Annotated in this window: 14 protein-coding genes and 1 other RNA gene; 11 read left to right on the forward strand and 4 right to left on the reverse strand. The window is 69.5% G+C overall.

Annotated features, from left to right (window positions below; all coding sequences use genetic code 11):
• The first annotated feature begins 42 nt into the window (after positions 1-42).
• Complete coding sequence (locus ACFYL4_RS04245; protein WP_387516296.1) at positions 43-897, forward strand: helix-turn-helix domain-containing protein; 855 nt, start codon at positions 43-45, stop codon at positions 895-897.
• A 2-nt stretch (positions 898-899) separates the two neighbouring features.
• The gene (locus tag ACFYL4_RS04250) at positions 900-1,148 is read left to right on the forward strand and encodes a DUF397 domain-containing protein (protein ID WP_357767050.1); all 249 of its coding nucleotides are present in this window, start codon (positions 900-902) and stop codon (positions 1,146-1,148) included.
• A 63-nt stretch (positions 1,149-1,211) separates the two neighbouring features.
• On the opposite strand, the gene ACFYL4_RS04255 is transcribed toward ACFYL4_RS04250, so the two are convergent.
• Complete coding sequence (locus ACFYL4_RS04255) at positions 1,212-1,694, reverse strand: hypothetical protein (RefSeq protein WP_357767053.1); 483 nt, start codon at positions 1,692-1,694, stop codon at positions 1,212-1,214.
• 194 nt (positions 1,695-1,888) lie between these two features.
• Here ACFYL4_RS04255 and ACFYL4_RS04260 point away from each other — a divergent pair, with 194 nt between their 5' ends.
• From ACFYL4_RS04260 to ssrA, 8 genes are all read left to right on the forward strand, one after another.
• Positions 1,889-2,584 (forward strand): haloacid dehalogenase-like hydrolase, encoded by a 696-nt coding sequence (locus tag ACFYL4_RS04260; protein WP_357767056.1) that lies wholly within the window; start codon positions 1,889-1,891, stop codon positions 2,582-2,584.
• Between the two features lie 368 nt (positions 2,585-2,952).
• The gene (locus ACFYL4_RS04265; RefSeq protein ID WP_387516299.1) at positions 2,953-7,833 is read left to right on the forward strand and encodes an NAD-glutamate dehydrogenase; all 4,881 of its coding nucleotides are present in this window, start codon (positions 2,953-2,955) and stop codon (positions 7,831-7,833) included.
• A gap of 145 nt (positions 7,834-7,978) precedes the next feature.
• Positions 7,979-9,097 (forward strand): peptide chain release factor 2, encoded by a 1,119-nt coding sequence (prfB, locus tag ACFYL4_RS04270; RefSeq protein WP_357767062.1) that lies wholly within the window; start codon positions 7,979-7,981, stop codon positions 9,095-9,097.
• Positions 9,098-9,435: 338 nt separating this feature from the next.
• Positions 9,436-10,125: a cell division ATP-binding protein FtsE gene (gene ftsE, locus ACFYL4_RS04275; protein ID WP_357767065.1), complete on the forward strand. Its 690-nt coding sequence runs from the start codon at positions 9,436-9,438 to the stop codon at positions 10,123-10,125.
• 83 nt (positions 10,126-10,208) lie between these two features.
• Positions 10,209-11,120: a permease-like cell division protein FtsX gene (ftsX, locus tag ACFYL4_RS04280; RefSeq protein WP_357767068.1), complete on the forward strand. Its 912-nt coding sequence runs from the start codon at positions 10,209-10,211 to the stop codon at positions 11,118-11,120.
• A 78-nt stretch (positions 11,121-11,198) separates the two neighbouring features.
• Positions 11,199-11,663, forward strand: a complete 465-nt coding sequence (gene smpB / locus ACFYL4_RS04285) for an SsrA-binding protein SmpB (RefSeq protein ID WP_357767071.1) — start codon at positions 11,199-11,201, stop codon at positions 11,661-11,663.
• Between the two features lie 38 nt (positions 11,664-11,701).
• Entirely contained in the window at positions 11,702-13,708 is a 2,007-nt protein-coding gene (locus ACFYL4_RS04290; protein WP_357767074.1) for a penicillin-binding transpeptidase domain-containing protein, read from the forward strand.
• Positions 13,709-14,084: 376 nt separating this feature from the next.
• Positions 14,085-14,456: a transfer-messenger RNA gene (gene ssrA, locus ACFYL4_RS04295) on the forward strand.
• 273 nt (positions 14,457-14,729) lie between these two features.
• Here ssrA and ACFYL4_RS04300 read toward each other — a convergent pair.
• From ACFYL4_RS04300 to nagA, 3 genes are all read right to left on the reverse strand, one after another.
• Positions 14,730-15,236, reverse strand: a complete 507-nt coding sequence (locus ACFYL4_RS04300) for an SRPBCC family protein (protein ID WP_387516302.1) — start codon at positions 15,234-15,236, stop codon at positions 14,730-14,732.
• Between the two features lie 110 nt (positions 15,237-15,346).
• Positions 15,347-15,655 carry a hypothetical protein gene (locus tag ACFYL4_RS04305; RefSeq protein ID WP_387516304.1) on the reverse strand — a complete coding sequence of 103 codons (309 nt, stop codon included), beginning with the start codon at positions 15,653-15,655 and terminating at the stop codon, positions 15,347-15,349.
• 103 nt (positions 15,656-15,758) lie between these two features.
• On the reverse strand, positions 15,759-16,907 hold the full coding sequence (gene nagA, locus ACFYL4_RS04310; RefSeq protein WP_387516306.1) for an N-acetylglucosamine-6-phosphate deacetylase: 1,149 nt from the start codon (positions 16,905-16,907) through the stop codon (positions 15,759-15,761).
• A gap of 625 nt (positions 16,908-17,532) precedes the next feature.
• On the opposite strand from nagA, the gene ACFYL4_RS04315 reads away from it, so the two are divergent.
• A complete protein-coding gene (locus ACFYL4_RS04315) occupies positions 17,533-18,048 on the forward strand; it encodes an NADPH-dependent FMN reductase (protein WP_387516308.1) in 516 nt (171 codons plus the stop codon).
• Positions 18,049-18,080: the final 32 nt, after the last annotated feature.

Genomic DNA, 18,080 nt, shown 5'->3' on the forward strand with positions numbered 1-18,080 from the left:
ACTACGATCGAGGCACGCAACCGCTGCCTGGAAGGAGATGTCGTGGCCGGAGGTCATTCGCCCGGGGTGCGGCGGCGCAGGCTGTCGGCCGCGCTGAGGAAGCTCCGTGTTGACAGGGGCATGTCCGCCGCGTCGGTGGCCGAGAAGCTGAAGTGGTCGACGGGCAAGCTGACCAGGTCGGAGCGGAACGAGTGGCGGTTTCCCAAGCGCACTGACGTGGAGGCCCTGCTGGACCTCTACGGGGTGGAGGGAGATGACCGCGCGCATCTTCTCAGTCTGACCGAGGAGGCTCGCGGGCGCAGCGACTGGCATGAATACGCCGATTTGTTCCCGGGAGCTCTGCCTGACCTGGAAGCCGAGGCCGTCCGAATCCGCTCTTATGAGGCGCTTGCGATACCGGGATTGCTGCAGACACCGGGCTATGCCGCTGCGATTTTCGAGTCCGGGGGTGTCGTCCCACCCGAAGACACACAGCGCAAGGTGGAATCCAGGATGGCCCGTCGGAGCGTGCTCGATGCTCCAAAGGGGCCACAGCTGATCAGCGTGATTGACGAAGCCGTTCTTCGTCGGGCTGTACGTTCACCTGAGGTGATGGCCGAACAGCTTCGATTTCTGCAAGGCATGGCCTCGCACTACAAGGTGACACTACTGGTGGTGCCGTTTGATGCTGGAGCACACACCGCGATGGACGGTGCCTTCTCGCTTTTGGAGTTTCCCAATCCGGAGCCGGGGATCGTCAGCATCTCCACTGGGGTGGAGTCCTTGTACGTGGAGGATGAGGCCTACGTGGATCGGCATAGGCTGATCTTCGACGGCGTCCACAACCTGGCCTTGGACCCGAGGAAGTCTCTTGACCTCATCGAATCCATCGCCGCCGAGCACGACAAGCGAGCCTGATCATGCTGCTGGAGTTCCGCAAGTCCTCCTACTCCTCTTCCCAGGACAACTGCGTCGAGGTCGCGCCCATCCTCACCTTCCGCAAGTCCTCCTACTCCACCTCTCAGGAGAACTGCGTCGAGGTCGCGGACCTGCCGACCGGCGCGGCCATCCGTGACTCCAAGAACCCCGACCACGGTTTCCTGCCCGTCGGGGCCTCCGAGTGGGCCGCCTTCGCGCGGCTGGTCGCCGCCCGCCCCTCCCACGTCTGAGGTTCCCGTGTTGGCGTCCCGGCCCGCGACCGGGCCGGGACGCCAACACGTGTGCCCCGGGCGTCACTCCGTGCCCGGGGCTCCCTCACTCCTCTCCACCGAACCCTGGTTGATGGTGACGAACCCGCCCTCCGGGAGGCACTCCCCGGGTAGGTCGGGCACCTCGTCCAGTTCGGACGCGTCCGTGTAGGAGCCCCCGCTCGTGAACGCGTCCCCGTCCACGAGCTCACCGACTCCCGGGACGCTGACCCCCGCACGTCCGTCCTCATGGAACGGCTCCACGTCGCTCGGCCAGATCGGCGTGAACGCCTCTCCGGGCCCGCCGTCCTCGGGGTCGGCCGTGCGCACCAGGAGGCAACCGTGCTCCGGCACGTACTCCAGCGCCAGTGTGAGACCCATGTCCATCCCGTACGAGAAGTCGTGCACGATGACGCGCGGGTCGTCGCCGACCACCGCCGTCCCGTCACGGGCCGGGCCGCCGGGAGAACACGCCGCCAGGGCCGCCGTCGTCGCCGCGATCAGGGGCAACCGCCAGGAACCGTTCACGGGGGGACCTTCCTTCGTCAGGGGGGTACGTCCGCTCATACGCGTCCGCGGGGGATGAGACGCGCGCGAAGGCCCCGGTGCTCCGCCGCTGGCCGGGTCCGGACGCCGTTTCCGCCTCTCATCACCCATCCGGCACAATAGGGAGATCCCGAACCCCCGCTCCGATCCCCGAGGAGTCAGCCATCAGCCGCCTGGTGCTATGGAACATCGACCTCACCCTCCTCGACGTGGGGCAGGTGATGAGGGCCGCCTACGCCGAGGCCTTCGAGAAGGTCACGGGCGAACCGCTGGTCTACCTGACCTCGTCGGCGGGCCGCACCGACTCGGAGATGTTCTTCGAGTTCTGCGCCCGCAACTACGTGGAGCTCGAACCCGACACCGAGGTCCTGGGCGACTTCCTCGCCGCCCTGGAGACCTCCTTCGCCGCCCGCCACGAACAGCTGCTGGCCAAGGGCCGGGTCATGCCGGGCGCGGCCGCCTCCCTGGCCGCCGTGGCCGCGCTCCCGGACACCCTGCAGACCGTGGTGAGCGGCAGCACGCGCGCCAACGCCACGGCCAAGCTGGCCGCCTTCGGCCTGGACTCGCACCTGAACCTGGCGGTGGGCGGGTTCGGGTCGGTCAACTACCCGAAGTCGAGCCTGATCCAGTCCATCCGGCTGCACGCCTCCGGCGAGGGCGGCCGCGCCTACACGGAGGAGGAGACGGTGTTCGTCACCGGTTCCGCCCCGGACGTACGGGCGGCGCTGATCGGCGGGGCGACCCCCGTCGCGGTGCTCAACGGTTCCGCGACCGAGGGGCAGCTGCGGGACGCCGGGGCCCAGATCGTCCTCCAGGACCTGAGCGACCCGCGAGCCGTGATGACGGCCGTCCACCAGGCCACCACACGGTGATCGGGCCGGGCCGCGTACGTGGTTCCGTGCCCGCCGCAATCCAGTCCTTACGGTACGTAACCAGCCCGTAACGGTGTTGGTCCTGTTCTCGCGCGCGAAAAGCAGTAGCCTGGGGGCGGCCCCCACCGAGTGGGGGTCGTGCAGAGGGCGGGACAACGACGTCCCGACCTCGTTTGACGCCACCTGTGCGCACAGGTACCAACCCAACCAACGCCCTCGTGGGTTCCTTGCGGCCCAAGGACCTCACGGGAATTCACAAGTCAGCCACAGAAGTTCACAGGTCGCCTGACGAGCCACACACGTCACATGACCGGGTGTCCTCGACTGCGCTCGTGCGACGTTGCTCACAAAGGAGTGAGAAGATCCCTATGTCCGGGCAATCAGACGTCATCCTCCAGAAGCTGCTGAGTGACGCGGCCTCCCGGTGGAATCCGGGGGACCGGCTCAGCCCCGAGGCCGCCGACGCGGTCCGCGGCTTCCTCCCCCTCTACTACCGGCACACGGACCCCGAGGAGATCAGCGGGCGCAGCCCCGAGCAGATCTGCTGGACCGCCGAAGCCCACCGCTCCTTCGGTGCCGAGCGCGTCCAGGGCCGGGCCAAGGTCCGCGTCTACACGCCGACGCTCGAAGACGACGGGTGGGAGCAGCAGACCAGCGTCGTCGAGATCGTCACGGACAACGCGCCCTTCCTCGTCTCCTCCGTGACCATGGCCCTCAGCGACCTGGGTGCCGGGGTACGGCTCATCATCCACCCCCAGATGACCGTCGGCCGCGACCTGGCCGGGCACCTCAGGGAGTTCGACCCGGAGATCGGCGGCGACGGCCTGCTGCCGACCGACGAGTCGTGGATGCACATCGAGATCGACCGGCAGAGCGACCCCGAGCGGGTCAAGGAGATCACCACCCGGCTGGAGCGCGTCCTCAACGACGTCCGCTACGCCGACGAGGACTCCGCCAAGATGAGTGACCGGGTCATCCGGATCGCCGACGAGGTCTCCGCCTACCAGGACCGCCTCGTCGCCGGTGGCGTCGACCCGCGCGAGATCGGCGAGAGCGTCGACTTCCTGCGCTGGATCGCCGACCGCCACTTCACCTTCATGGGCTACCGCGAGTACGCCCTGGTCACCGACGAGAACGGCGACGACTCCCTGCGCCCCGAGCCCGGCACCGGCCTGGGCATCCTGCGCATGGACGCCGACGCGCCCACCAGCTTCTCGGCGCTGCCCCCGGAGATCCGCGGCAAGGCCCGCGAGCCCTACGTCCTGGTGCTCACCAAGGCCAACTCCCGGGCCACCGTCTACCGGCCCAAGTACCTCGACTACATCGGCGTCAAGAAGTTCGACGCCCAGGGCAACATCATCGGGGAACGCCGCTTCCTCGGCCTGTTCTCCTCGCAGGCCAACACGAGCAGCATCGCCCAGATCCCCATCCTGCGCCGCAAGCAGGCCGAGGTCCTCGCCCTGGCCGGGTTCGAGGCCGACAGCTACGACGGCAAGGACCTGATCGAGCTCCTGGAGACCTTCCCGCGCGAGGAACTCCTCCAGATCCCCGTGGGCGAGCTGTACAGCATCGTCCGCGGCGTCCTGCGGCTGCGCGACCGCCGCGGCACCAAGCTGTTCATGCGCCGCGACCCGTACGGCGGCCGCTACATGTCCTGCTTCGTGTACATGCCGCGCGACGAGTACAGCACCCAGGTGCGCCTCGACATCCAGCAGGTGCTGGCGGACGCCTTCCAGGGCGCCACCATGGACCACAACGTGATGATCGGCGCCGCCCCGCTGGCCCGCCTCTACCTGGTGGCCCGGGCGCGGAGCGGCCAGACCCTCGCCGACATCGACCAGGTCGAGCTGGAGGAGAAGGTCCGCCAGGCGGCCCGCTCCTGGGACGCCGACTTCGACGACGCCCTCGTCGACGCGTTCGGTCCCACCCGCGCCACCACGCTCAAGGAGCGCTACGGCCCGGGCCTGACCGAGGCCTACAAGATCGACAACGACCCGACGGTCGCGGCCACGGACATCTGCCGCATCGAGGAGCTGCTCGAGCGCACCGCCCCCGAGGACCGCGCGGGCGAGTTCTCCGCGAGCCTCTACCAGCCCGAGGGCGCCGCCTCCGGCGCCTGGCGGTTCCGCCTCGCCCGGATCGGCGAGCCCATCTCGCTGTCCCAGGTCCTGCCCGTCCTGGAGCACCTGGGCGTCGAGGTGGTCGACGAGCTGCCCTACGACATCACCGTCGACGGCGTCGGCCGGGTCTGGATCTACGACTTCGGCCTGGGCCCGCTGGAAGCCTCCGACCTCTCCCCGAAGCGCCTGAAGGGCCTCTTCGAGGACGCCTTCGACGCCTCCTGGCGCGACCTCGGCGAGTCCGACCGGTTCAACGGCCTGGTCGTGCGCGCCGGGCTGGACTGGCGCCAGCTCACCGTGCTGCGCGCCTACGCCAAGTACCTGCGCCAGACCGGGTCGACCTTCACCCCCGACTACCTGGCCGACGTCCTGGTCGCCAACGTCGGGATCGCCAACCTGCTCGTGGAGCTCTTCGAGGCCCGGTTCGACCCCGACCAGCCCGACGAGGGCCGCGCCGAGCGCGGCAACGTGATCGTCGGCAAGATCGAGGGCGAGCTCGACGGCGTGGCCAGCCTCGACCACGACCGCATCCTGCGTTCGTTCCTCGCGGTCATCCAGGCCACCCTGCGCACCAACCACTACCAGGGCGGCTCCGAGGGCCGCCCCTACCTGGTGCTCAAGCTCAACCCGCAGCAGATCCCGGACCTTCCGCACCCGCGGCCCCGGTTCGAGATGTACGTGTACTCGCCGCGGGTCGAGGGCGTCCACCTGCGCTTCGGCTCCGTAGCCCGTGGCGGCCTGCGCTGGTCGGACCGGTTCGAGGACTTCCGCACGGAGATCCTGGGCCTGGTCAAGGCGCAGATGGTGAAGAACTCCGTCATCGTGCCCAGCGGCGCGAAGGGCGGTTTCGTCTGCAAGCGGCTGCCCGCCGGGGCCGGCCGCGAGGAGGTCATGGCCGAGGTCGTGTCCTGCTACAAGCAGTTCATCAGCGGCCTGCTGGACGTCACCGACAACCTCGTCGACGGCCGGGTGGTGCACCCCGAGCGCACCGTCCTGCACGACGGCGACGACTCGTACCTGGTGGTCGCCGCGGACAAGGGAACCGCGACCTTCTCCGACACCGCCAACGCCATCTCCAACGAGCGCGGCTTCTGGCTGGGCGACGCCTTCGCCAGCGGCGGCTCCGTGGGCTACGACCACAAGGCCATGGGCATCACGGCCCGGGGCGCGTGGGAGTCGGTGAAGTACAACTTCCGCGAGATGGGCGTCAACGTCCAGGAGGAGCCCTTCACCGTCGTCGGTATCGGCGACATGTCCGGCGACGTGTTCGGCAACGGCATGCTGCTGTCGCGCAAGATCAAGCTGGTGGCCGCCTTCGACCACCGGCACGTCTTCCTCGACCCGAACCCCGACCCGGCCGTCTCCTGGGCCGAGCGCGAGCGCGTCTTCCGCCTGCCCCGCAGCACGTGGGAGAGTTACGACCCGGCGCTGATCTCCGAGGGCGGCGGCGTGCACCCGCGCACCGCCAAGTCCGTGCCGGTCACCCCGCAGGTCCGCGAGGTCCTCGGTATCGACGAGGACGTCACCTCGCTCACCCCGGACGAGCTCATCCGGTGCGTGCTCACCTCGCCGGTGGACCTGCTGTGGAACGGCGGCATCGGCACCTACGTCAAGGCGAGCGGACAGACCCACGCGGAGGTCGGCGACAAGGCCAACGACCAGGTGCGGGTGAACGCCACCGAGCTGCGCGTCAAGGTGGTCGGCGAGGGCGGCAACCTGGGCCTGACCCAGCCCGCCCGGATCGAGTTCGCCCGCGAGGGCGGCCGGGTCAACAGTGACTTCATCGACAACTCCGCCGGTGTGGACACCTCCGACCACGAGGTCAACATCAAGATCATGCTGGACCGCGAGGTGCGTTCCGGCGAGCTGGCCAAGGCCGACCGCGACCAGCTGTTCATCGACATGACCGACGAGGTCGCCTCGCTGGTCCTGGGCAACAACTACGCGCAGAACGCCGTGCTGGCCGCCGCGCGCAAGCAGACCGGCGAGATGCTGCACGTCCACGGCCGCTACATGCGCCACCTGGAGCGCACCAAGGTCCTCAAGCGCAAGCAGGAGGACCTGCCCTCCGACAAGGCGATCGCCGAGCGGCGCGCCCAGGGCACCGGGCTCACCGGCCCCGAGTTCGCGACGCTGCTCTCCTACACCAAGATCAGCCTCAAGGAGCAGATCGGGCTGTCCGACCTGGCCGACGACCCGTACCTGGCGTCGACCTTGACGGACTACTTCCCGACCCCGCTGCGGGTGGACCGGTACGCCGCCGGCGTGCAGTCGCACCCGCTGCGCCGGGAGATCATCGTCAACCAGGTGACCAACCAGATGGTCAACCGGTCCGGGACGACCTTCGCGTTCCGTCTCAACGAGGAGCTGGGTTCCAGCGCCGCCGACATCGCCCGCGCCTACCTGGTCACCCAGGAGATCCTGGAGCTGCGCCAGTACTGGGGCGAGATCGAGGAGCTGGACCACCAGATCTCGGTCGACAGCCAGCTCGTGCTGCTGCTGGAGATCCGCAAGCTCGCCGAGCGGTCCGCCCGGTGGCTGCTGCGCAACCGCACCTTCCCGTTCGACCTCGCCAGTGAGATCGGTTTCTTCGCCGAGGGCGTGGGCGAGGTGCTGCCGCAGCTCCGGGAGCTGCTGCACGGCCGGGACCTGGAGGCGTTCGAGGAGCGCCGCGACCGCTACACGTCGCTGGGCGTGCCCACGGACCTCGCCGAGCGGGTCGCCGTGATGGTCCCCGCCTACTCCACGCTCGACCTGGTGGAGATCGCGCGCCGCACGGGTCAGCCCGTGGGACGGGTCGCCAGCCTGTACTTCGAGCTGGCCGACCGGTTCAACATCAGCTGGTGGCGTGAGCGCATCATCGACCTGCCCCGGGACGACCGCTGGGGCACGATGGCCCGTTCGGCCCTGCGCGACGACCTCTACGCGGCCCACGCCGACCTCACCAGCCGTGTGCTGGAGGCGGGCGGGGAGGGCTCCAACGACGAGCTGATCTCCGCGTGGACCGGGCAGAACGAGGCCGCGGTGCAGCGCGCCGGGATCACGCTGTCGGAGATCCAGGAGAACGAGCGCTTCGACCTGGCCACCCTCTCGGTGGCGCTGCGGTCGATCCGTTCGCTGGTCGACTAGCGGACCGAGCCTTCGAGGGGCGTCCGGGGAGCAGTTCAGTGCCCGGGCGCCCCTCCCGCGTGTCCGGGGGCGGTGGGCGAGGCCGGGGGACCGGGGCCGGGGCACGGATGGGGTCCGCCCTCCCGCTGGGTCCTACACTGGGTCCGTGGCAGAACTGGACCCAGCAGAGAAGATCAAGGAACTCGCGGCGACCCTGGCGAGTGTGACCGCCGTGTTGGACCTGGAGGCGATGCAGACCCAGATCGCCGAACTGCGCGAGCAGTCCGCCGACCCCGAACTGTGGGCCGACCAGGGCAACGCGCAGAAGGTGACACGCCAGCTCTCCAGCCTGGAGTCCATGGTCAACAAGGTCAGCGGCATCGGACAGCGCCTGGACGACCTCGGGGTGCTCTACGAGCTCGCCGAGGCCGAGGACGACGCCGACACCCGCGCCGAGGCCGACCGTGAGCTGGAGCAGCTCCGCAAGGAGATCGGCGAGCTGGAGGTGCGCACGCTCCTCAACGGCCCGCACGACGAGAGCGAAGCGATCGTCACCATCAACTCCCAGGCGGGCGGCGTCGACGCCGCCGACTGGGCGCAGATGCTCCAGCGCATGTACCTGCGCTGGGCGGAGCGGCACGGCTACCCCACGGAGGTCTACGAGACCTCCTACGCGGAGGAGGCGGGCATCAAGTCCACCTCGTTCGCGGTCAGGGCCCCCTTCGCGTACGGCACCCTGCGCGGCGAACACGGCACGCACCGCCTGGTGCGCATCTCTCCGTTCGACAACCAGAACCGGCGCCAGACCTCGTTCGCGGGAGTGGACGTCGTCCCCATGGTCGAGCAGAGCGACCACATCGAGATCGACGAGACCGAGCTGCGGGTGGACGTGTACCGCTCCAGCGGTCCCGGCGGCCAGGGGGTCAACACCACCGACTCCGCCGTGCGCATCACCCACATGCCCACCGGCATCGTGGTGTCGTGTCAGAACGAGCGCTCGCAGCTCCAGAACAAGGCGACCGCGATGTCGATGCTCCAGGCCAAGCTCCTGGCCCGCAAGCGCGAGGAGGAGCAGGCCGCGCTGGACGAGATCCGGGGCGACTCGGTGAGCAGCTGGGGGACCCAGATGCGCAACTACGTCCTGCACCCGTACCAGAGCGTCAAGGACGTGCGGACCGGCGCGGAGACCGGAAACACCTCCGGTGTCCTGGACGGCGACATCGACGCGTTCATCGACGCCGAGATCCGGTGGATGCGCAGCCGAGAGAAGAACGAACAGAACTGACCCGTGGCGTCCCCGCCCGCGCGGCGGGGACACGCCCGGCCGCGTGAGCGGTGCCCGGGGCGGTGGAACCCGCCCCGTGTCGCGACGGTGACACTCACGACCCCGCAGTTTTACCGAAACTGCTATATGTGAACGTTATCATCGGTTGACACCTCCGATATGCTCGTGGCTGTTGGCCGATAGTGCTCTGATCTCCACAGATCTCCCGGGTGCGACGGGACCTGGACAATCCGGGCCCCTGTCCCCTCTAAACTGTCGGTGGCCATGCGGCCGGTACGATCCCGCGCGGAGCTCGGTCCGCCGGGTGCCCATACCTTCGAGAGCCTTGTGATGCGCCTGTGATCCACTTCGATAACGTCACCAAGCTGTACCCGACTCAGAAGCGCCCCGCGCTCGACGGTGTTTCCATCGACGTGGACAAGAGCGAGTTCGTCTTCCTGGTCGGCCCGTCCGGCTCCGGAAAGTCGACCTTCCTCAGGCTGGTGCTCAAGGAGGAGAAGCCCAACGAGGGCAGGGTGCACGTCGCGGGCAAGGACCTGGCCCGCCTGTCCAACTGGAAGGTCCCGCACCTGCGCCGCCGCATCGGCTGCGTCTTCCAGGACTTCCGGCTGCTGCCGAACAAGAACGTCTTCGAGAACGTCGCCTTCGCCCTGGAGGTCATCGGCAAGCCCCGGCGGTTCATCAAGAAGGTCGTCCCCGAGGTCGTCGAGCTCGTGGGGCTCGAAGGCAAGGCCGGGCGCATGCCCGGCGAGCTCTCCGGTGGTGAGCAGCAGCGCGTGGCCATCGCCCGCGCCTTCGTCAACCGCCCGCAGATCCTGCTGGCCGACGAGCCCACCGGAAACATCGACCCGGCGACCTCCATCGGCATCATGAAGGTGCTGGACCGCATCAACCGCACGGGCACGACCGTCGTCATGGCGACCCACGACGCCGCCATCGTCGACTCGATGCGCAAGCGCGTGATCGAGCTTGAAGAGGGCGTGGTGGTCCGCGACCAGACGCGCGGCGTCTACGGCCAGGCGTACTGACCCCTGGCACGCTCGTCGCCGGGCGGTCGGCGACCGCGACAACCGGCACGGCGAAGCCCCGAAGGATGGACCTTTAACAGATCATGCGAGCACAATTCGTTCTCTCCGAGACGTGGATCGGCCTACGCCGCAACCTGACGATGACCATCGCGGTCATCACGACCGTGGCCATCTCCCTCGCCTTGTTCGGTGCCGGTCTGCTGGTCAACCAGCAGGTCTCCGAGATGCGCAACTACTGGGACCAGCGGATCACGCTGACCATCTACATGTGCAACGACATCTCGCCGACCGCGGCCTGTCAGGAGAACGGCGCCGCGACGGAGGAGGACCGCACCGCACTCGAAGCGCAGTTGGACTCGCTGGCCGAGGTCGACGAGTACCGCTACCTCACCGCCGCCGAGGCCTGGGCCGACTTCCAGGAGCGCATCGGCTCCTCCAACGAGGCCCTCGCCGAGGCCGCGCAGGAGGGTGACATCCCGGAGAACTACCGGGTGCAGCTCACCAACCCCGACCACTACGACACCGTGCGCGCGGCGGTGGACGGGGCTCCGGGAGTCGACTCGGTCTCCAACGACCAGCGCGTCCTCGAACAGTTCTTCGGGCTGCTCGACGGCCTCAAGTGGGCCGCACTGGTGGTCGCCGGTGTGCAGCTGGCCGCCGCCGCGCTGCTGATCGGCAACACCATCCGGCTGTCGGCCTACAGCCGCCGCCGGGAGACCGGCATCATGCGCCTGGTCGGCGCCTCGAACTTCTACATCCAGCTGCCCTTCCTCCTGGAGGGGGCCATCGCCGGTCTCATCGGCGGTGTCATCGCGTCCGGGTTCATCGTGGCCACCAGGTACACACTGCTCACCCAGATCGAGGACTGGTTCCAGTTCGACGTGGCGCTCGGCACGGGTTCGCTGTTGTACGTCATCGGAGTTTCGATGATCCTCGGTGTGCTCCTGTGCACCGTGACCTCGTTCCTCACCCTGCGCCGCTACCTGAAGGTCTGACGGGTCACCAGTCCGGCGGGCGCAGGGTACCGGGGGGCCACACGGCGTGGCCCCCCGGACGCATGAAGGGAGCCAACCGTGGCCAAGGAAACCGGGCGAAAGAACATCGCCCAGAACCGCCGTGCCCGGCACGAGTACCACCTCGACGAGACCTACGAGGCGGGCCTGGTCCTGACCGGCACCGAGGTGAAGTCCCTCAGAGAGGGTCGCGCCTCCCTCGTGGACGGTTTCGCGCACATCCATGACAACGAGGTGTGGCTCGAAGGCGTCCACATCCCCGAGTACTCACAGGGCACCTGGACCAACCACTCCGCCCGCAGATCCCGTAAGCTACTCCTGCACCGCGAGCAGATCTCCCGGCTGATCGGCAAGACCCGGGAGCCCGGGCGCACGCTGATCCCGCTGTCCCTGTACTTCAGTGACGGACGGGCCAAGGTGGAGATCGCTCTGGCCCGCGGTAAGCGCGAGTACGACAAGCGCCATGCCATCGCCGAACGCGAAGCCAAGCGCGACATGGAGCGCGCGCTCCGTCGTCGGCGTTGAGCCGTCCCACACTGAGGCGCCTGAAAGGAACACACAAGGTGTCCCCCCGTCCCCTCGGCCGCAGCATCGCGGCCGCCAGCAGTGGCCTGATCGTCGCCCTGAGTCTCGCGGCGTGTACGACCCACCCCAGTCCGGAGGTGGCAGTCAGGTCCTTCCTGCTCGCCTGGCAGGACGGGAACCACGCCGAGGCCGCGCGACACACCAACGGTGAACCGGAGGAGGTCGAGCGGGCGCTCACGGACGTGCACGACCAGCTCGACCTCGCCTCCATCCGGTTCGACCTCGGCCGGATCTCCACCGAGGGAGGGTCCGCGAGCGCCGAGTTCGGTGCCACCGCCGACCTCGGCATCGGCGACCCGGTGTGGAACTACACCGGCCAGATGTCCTTGACCAACGGCCCCACCGGCTGGCTCATCGACTGGTCGCCGAGCGTCATCCACCCCGACCTCTCCGAAGGCGAACGCCTCGCCGTCAGCTACGAGATCGAGGACCGGGGCCAGATCCTCGACCGGTCCGGCGAACCCCTGGTCGGCGCCGACAGCGTCACCGCCTTCGGTGTGCTGCCCGCCGACATGGAGGACAAGGAGGCGGGCGTCACCGAGCTCGCCGAACTCCTCGACGAGGACCCCGACCCGCTCGTCAACCGCGTGCGGTCCGCCCCGCCCGAGCAGTTCCAGCCGCTGGTGCTCATGCGCGACGCGGACGAGGCGCTCCTGCGCCAGGCCGCGAGCATCTCCGGGGTCGACACCCAGGAGGTCGAGATCAACCTCTCGCCTCGGGTGGCGCCCTCCGTCCTCGGCGAGGTCGCGGGCACGGCCGAGCACCGGGTCTCCTCCCGTGTGGCCGGGCCCTACCAGGCGGGCGACACCGTCGGCCTGAGCGGCCTCCAGAACATCTTCCAGCAGGAACTGGCCGGAACCGCGACCACCCAGGTCGTGAGCCTGGGCGCGGACGGTGACCAGACCGACGTCCTGGAGTCCTGGGAGGGCGTGCGCAGCGCCGGGATCGAGACGACCCTGGACCTGTCCACCCAGTACGCCGCGGAGAGCGCCCTGGAGGCGCTGCCCGGCGACGGCTACATCGTGGCGGTCGACACCACCAACGGCGAGGTCCTGGCCGCCGCCAACGCGTCCGGGAGCGCCGCCGACGACGGTGCCCTCTCCGGGAGCTACGCCCCGGGCGGCACCTTCACCATGGTGTCGGCGCTGGCCGCCCTGGAGTCCGGCGCGGTCACCGCGGACAGCGCCATGCCCTGCGGGTACCAGTCCGAGGTCGGCGACCAGGTCTTCACCAACCCCAGCAACGGCTTCCTCGCGGACAACCCCACACTCGTCCGCAACATGACCTACATGTGCACGGTCGGGTTCGTCGACATCGCCTCCGAAGTGGGCGCCGACGCGATCACCGAGGCCGCCGGCCAGCTCGGGCTGGGCGCCGACTGGCAGCTGCCCCTGCCGGTCTCCCCGGGGACCGTGGAGATCGGTGACGGCGACGCCGAACTGGCCGCCGCGATGATCGGTGACCACGGGGTGCGGGTGAGCCCGCTCTCCATGGCCCTGGCCGTCGCGGCCGTCGCCGACGGCTCCTGGCACGGCCCGACCCTCGTCCGCGAGGAGGGGCCGAGCCCTGACAACGCCAAGGAACTCGACGCCGCCCACCTGGAAGTGGTCCGCGAAGGGCTCGGCGACGCCGTCACCCTGCGCGTCCCCGAGGTGAACGTCGGTGAGGAGCAGGTGTACGGACAGGCCGCCCGCGCCGAACAGGACGGGACCGCCCTGCACTGGTTCGTGGGATACCAGGGCGACGTCGCCTTCGCTGTGCTCGCCGAGGTCGACCCCGGGATGAGCGGACTACAGCAGTACGCCGTCACCGCCGCGACCAGCTTCCTGAACGGACTGGCCCAGGGGGTCGTGCCCGAGACCGGTGCCGAGACCGGGATCGAGGGAGCCCCCGGCGTCGGCGAGACCGCCCCGCCGACCGGCGTCGCCGGTGTCGAGGACCAGGGCTTCGGAGAGGGTGCCGAGGCCGACGCCACCGGACCCTGAACCGAAGATCGGACCACGTCCGCGATGTCGAGGCGCCGCCGGAGCAACCCACGGGTGCTCCGGCGGCGTCTTTCCCTGTGACTGGCCCGCGCAGGGGGTAGCGGACCAGGTAGGAGACGGGACCCCGCCCCGCGGGAGGCCCGTCGCGTTTGGAGGTCGGCCCCGACCCAGGCCGACCGCCCCCGTGAGCGCGTCGACCACTCTGGAGTCCGCCTCACGGGGGTTTCTCCCTGCCCGGCACATCCCCGCCGCAACCGGGAATCAGCTTGGTGCCCACACCGTTGAAGAGGTAGAGTGACGATCACGCGAGTGCTCGTTCACTCGCTTGTCGGCCACCCGGAACCCTCGGGTGACAGGTGGTCTTGACAACTTCACAGGGGGTGATCGGTTTCGACTTTGGTAGCCGTTCCAGGGGAAGCGGGTCGAGGGTTGTGTTTGTGACCTCGTTAATCCTGCATTCGCGTAAATTCAAGTGCCAATTCCAAGCGCACTGAGTTCGCTCTCGCTGCCTAAGCGATTGTGACTCTGTCGGCCCGGGCTCGTCATCGGCTCGGGGTCCGGCACCATTCAGATGACTCACCGCTCAGATCAGGCCACGGGGCCCGAGCGGGACATTTTCGTGGCTGGGCCCGTCAGCGATGTGTCTGTACAAGCGCTGGGGCCGAGTAGAACGACACTACAGACTGCACCCGGAGAAGCCCTGGCTCGATGCTGAAGGACGCGGGTTCGATTCCCGCCACCTCCACCTGTCTCGAAGGCGACCCTGCTCGCGCGTGAACGCGCTCGCCGGGGTCGCCTTCGTTGTCTTTTCGGGGGGACGACCCCCCGGCCCCCCCGATGTGCGCTCGCTGGCGCTCGCGCCCGACGCGCCCCGTGGTCCGGGGGCCTCTGGCCTCCTCCCTGCGGGGCTCTCTGTTGTGTCTGAGGTGGGGATGCGGGTGGTGTGGAGGCCTGTGGCCTCCTCCCTGTGGGGCGCTTTGTCGTGTCCGGGGTGGGGATGCGGGTTGTGGCGGAGCAGCGGTCAGCGGACTTCGGTCAGGGAGCCGAAGTGGTTGCGGGTGTCCCGCACCAGGGACGCGAGGAGGGTCTCCGTGAGGGGCCGTCCCAGCTGCACGGCGCTGTCCAGACCCTTCCAGGGGGCGAAGGCGAACGACCACACCAGCTTGCTGCCGTCGGCGAAGGGGAGCACGTGGTAGTCCTCGGCGAAGGCGCTGAACAGGGGGAGGGTGGCCTCGGTGGCGTGGAACGACTTGCGGCGCCCCGGCTCGTCCCACCGGAAGAACTCCTGCCGCATCCGGTACGTGCCGAGCACGCTGGCCTCCCGGGTGGTGCCCACTCCGTGCGGCGGTTCCGAGGTGTAGACGACCTCGGGCAGGGCTCGGCACCAGGAGAGCGGTTGGGGCGCGGTCAGGCCCGCCCACACCCGGTCCGGTGGGGCGGCCAGTTCCAAACCCACCCGCCAGCGCATGGGCGCGGTCTCGAAGAAGGTCTCGTCGACGGGGTCGAGCCCGTAGCGGAAGGCGGTCACGAGGGCGGTCCTTTGCGTCCGGGGTCACCTCTGGTGAAGGTACCAAGCCGAGGCGGGACGCCTGACGGGGGCGGCGGCCGCAGGCCCTCGCCCCCGTCGTGTGACGCGTCCTACGCCTCGGTGGCCCCGACGAGCCACGCCACCTTGTGGGCGGTCAGGGACACGCTGCCGCTGTTGCCCAGGTGCACTCCGAACGAGGCGAGGAAGGCGAAGTCGTGCTCGCGCCGCTCGCAGACCACGTCCTCGACCGCGTAGACGGAGGAGGGGTTGCGTACGCGCAGGCACACCGCGGGTTCGTCCACCACCTCCGCCTGGACCCCGTAGCGGGTCAGCTCACCGGCGAGTTTGCAGAGGTGTTCGCGTTCCTCGGAGGGCACGCGCGTCGGCTGCTGGTCGCTGGCCTGTCTCGACTGAGCCATGGCTGGTTCCTTTCGTGTCAGGCACGGTGCTTTCCTCGACGCCCTGTCCGTAATTGTCGCTCAGGGGCAAGTTACTAATCCGTACCGTGCTCACGACACGCCGTTAGAACACCGAAGTGTCCGAATTCCAGGCGCCTCGGAACATCACCGAGGAGACCGTCATGTCGTCGTCGAGGACGAGGAGGTCCGCGTGGCCCCCGACCTCGACGCGACCCGCGGCCTCCAGCCCCAGTGCCGCCGCCGGGACCGAGGAGGCGGAGCGTACGGCGTCGGTCACGGGGACGCCCAGGGCCACCGCGTTGCGCACCGCCTGGGGGAGCACGATCGTGCTGGAGGCGATCGCGCCGTTCTCGACCAGCCGGGCCTCACCGTCCCGGACCCGGACCCTCAGGTCGCCCAGCGTGTACTCGCCGTCGCCCAGGCCGGTCGCCGACATCGCGTCCGTCACCAGCGACACCCGCCCGGGTCCGGCGGCGTCGAACACCAGCCGCGCCGCCCCCGGGTGCACGTGCACGTTGTCCAGGATCAGCTCCACCGTCACCCGCTCGTCTCCCAGGACCGCCGCGATCGGCCCCGGGTCCCGGTGGTTCAGCGGCCGCATCGCGTTGTAGACGTGGGTGGCCACGGTCGCGCCCGCGTCGATCGCGGCGAGGGTCTGCTCGAAGGTCGCCTCCGTGTGCCCCACCGCGGCGACCACGCCGCAGGAGCGCGCCGCCCGAATCAGGTCGAGGGCGCCGGGCAGTTCGGGGGCCACCGTGATCATCCGGACGTGGCCGCGGCCCGCCTTCAACCAGGCGTCGAACTCGGCGGTGTCCGGATCGCGCAGCAGGTCGGGATCGTGCGCCCCGCACTTGGAGCGCGCGATGAACGGGCCCTCCAGGTAGATCCCGGCCAGCTCGCCCGCCTCACACAGGTCGGCCAGCGCCGCCACCTGGCGCAGCGTGCTCTCCGGGGTGGCCGCGACCAACCCGCCGACCAGCGACGTCACTCCAGCGCGGCGGTTGAAGGCGACGATCTCCCGCACGCCCTCCGGGTCCGCCTCAGGGAAGGCGTGCCCCGCACCGCCGTGCACGTGGGTGTCGACGAGCCCCGGCGTCACCAGCCGTCCGCCGACGTCGAGCCGGTCGCCCGGCCCCGGCTCGCCGGTGCCGAGCGCGGCGACCCTGCCGTTCTCGATCCGGAGCCAGCCTTCGTGGACGCCGTCGGCCGTGACGACGCGCGCGTCGGTCAGGGTGAGGGGTGTGTGGGCCATGTCTGGGGCTCTCCCTGTGTGTCGGATGCCGCTCTGGGGCGGGTGTCGGGCTCTGTGTGTCGTAAATTACATTTCTGTGAACGCGCCGTTCCTCCGGGGGCCGTGCGCGCCCCCGGACCGTCGCGTAACCCCAGCGGAACAGGGTGATCCCGCTCCCTGGGACGGTTGTCCGCGAGGTGGACCGGCCCGCGCGGAACCCGACACCCCCGGGGAGGGGCGGCGGCACGCATTGACGATAGCGGCCGACGCGCCTCATGATGGAGACATGTCCGCCGGTGAGCTGCTTGTCCAGCGCCTGCATGTCGATCTGAGACAGCAGGCGAGCGCGCTCTGTCGTAGCTAGCGCCTTGCGGGGCCCCGCCCCGCCACGGTTCTGACCCGTGCCCCCGTGCCCTTACGCAGACACCGGACGCTCATGACTCCCACCTGGGTCCCGGACCACCTCTCTCGGTCCGTGTGAGCACCCCCGACTGGACCACGGCACACGAGCCCCGGACGACGAGGTCCCGCTCGGTCGAGGTCCACGAGGAACAGCGGTTCCCCTCCGGTGTCTTCCGATCACCGCCCCCCGCGTTCCTTCCGGTCGATCCCGGCTCGCTCTGACCGAACCCAGGAGTTCTCCGCCATGACTCGCCTGACCGTGCTCGTCGCCGCCCCCCAGCCCCGTTCCTCCGTACACGCGGCCGCCCTGCGCGCCGCCGCCGAGGTCGCCGCCCGCGCGGGGGTCACCTCGCCGCCCGAGATCATCGACCTGGCCGCCCTCGGCCCGGACCTGCTCGCCGAGTCCTCCGCCCCGGTGGACGACGCTCTGGAGCGGGTGAGCCGCAGCGACGTCCTGCTGGTGGCGTCCCCGCAGGTCCACGGCACCTACACCGGGCTGCTCAAGGTGTTCCTGGACCGACTCCCCGAGCTCGGTCTCGGGCACACCGTCGCGGTGCCGCTGGCCGTCGTCGACGACCTGCGCAACAGCCACGGTATCGAGGAGGACCTGCGCGTCCTCCTGGCCGACCTGGGCGCCTGGGTGGCCGAACCCGGCCTGATCCTGGCGGCCGACGAGACCCACAGCCCGGACAGCGTCGTGCGCGCCTGGGCCGACGTGGCCGCTCCCGGTCTGCGTCAGGCCGTGTCCGTGGCCGCCTAACGAACGCCGGTGGCCCGGGGCCCGAGCGGCCC

This window comes from Nocardiopsis sp. NPDC006938 (assembly GCF_042869555.1).
Taxonomy (GTDB): Bacteria; Actinomycetota; Actinomycetes; order Streptosporangiales; family Streptosporangiaceae; genus Nocardiopsis.

Excerpts from the sequence above, each read along its gene's own strand:
- ACFYL4_RS04250 (WP_357767050.1), top strand. The coding sequence starts at position 900 with ATGCTGCTGGAGTTCCGCAAGTCCTCCTACTCCTCTTCCCAGGACAAC.
- ACFYL4_RS04265 (WP_387516299.1), top strand. The coding sequence starts at position 2,953 with ATGTCCGGGCAATCAGACGTCATCCTCCAGAAGCTGCTGAGTGACGCG.
- ftsX (WP_357767068.1), top strand. The coding sequence starts at position 10,209 with ATGCGAGCACAATTCGTTCTCTCCGAGACGTGGATCGGCCTACGCCGC.
- ACFYL4_RS04305 (WP_387516304.1), bottom strand. The coding sequence starts at position 15,655 with ATGGCTCAGTCGAGACAGGCCAGCGACCAGCAGCCGACGCGCGTGCCC.
- nagA (WP_387516306.1), bottom strand. The coding sequence starts at position 16,907 with ATGGCCCACACACCCCTCACCCTGACCGACGCGCGCGTCGTCACGGCC.
- ACFYL4_RS04315 (WP_387516308.1), top strand. The coding sequence starts at position 17,533 with ATGACTCGCCTGACCGTGCTCGTCGCCGCCCCCCAGCCCCGTTCCTCC.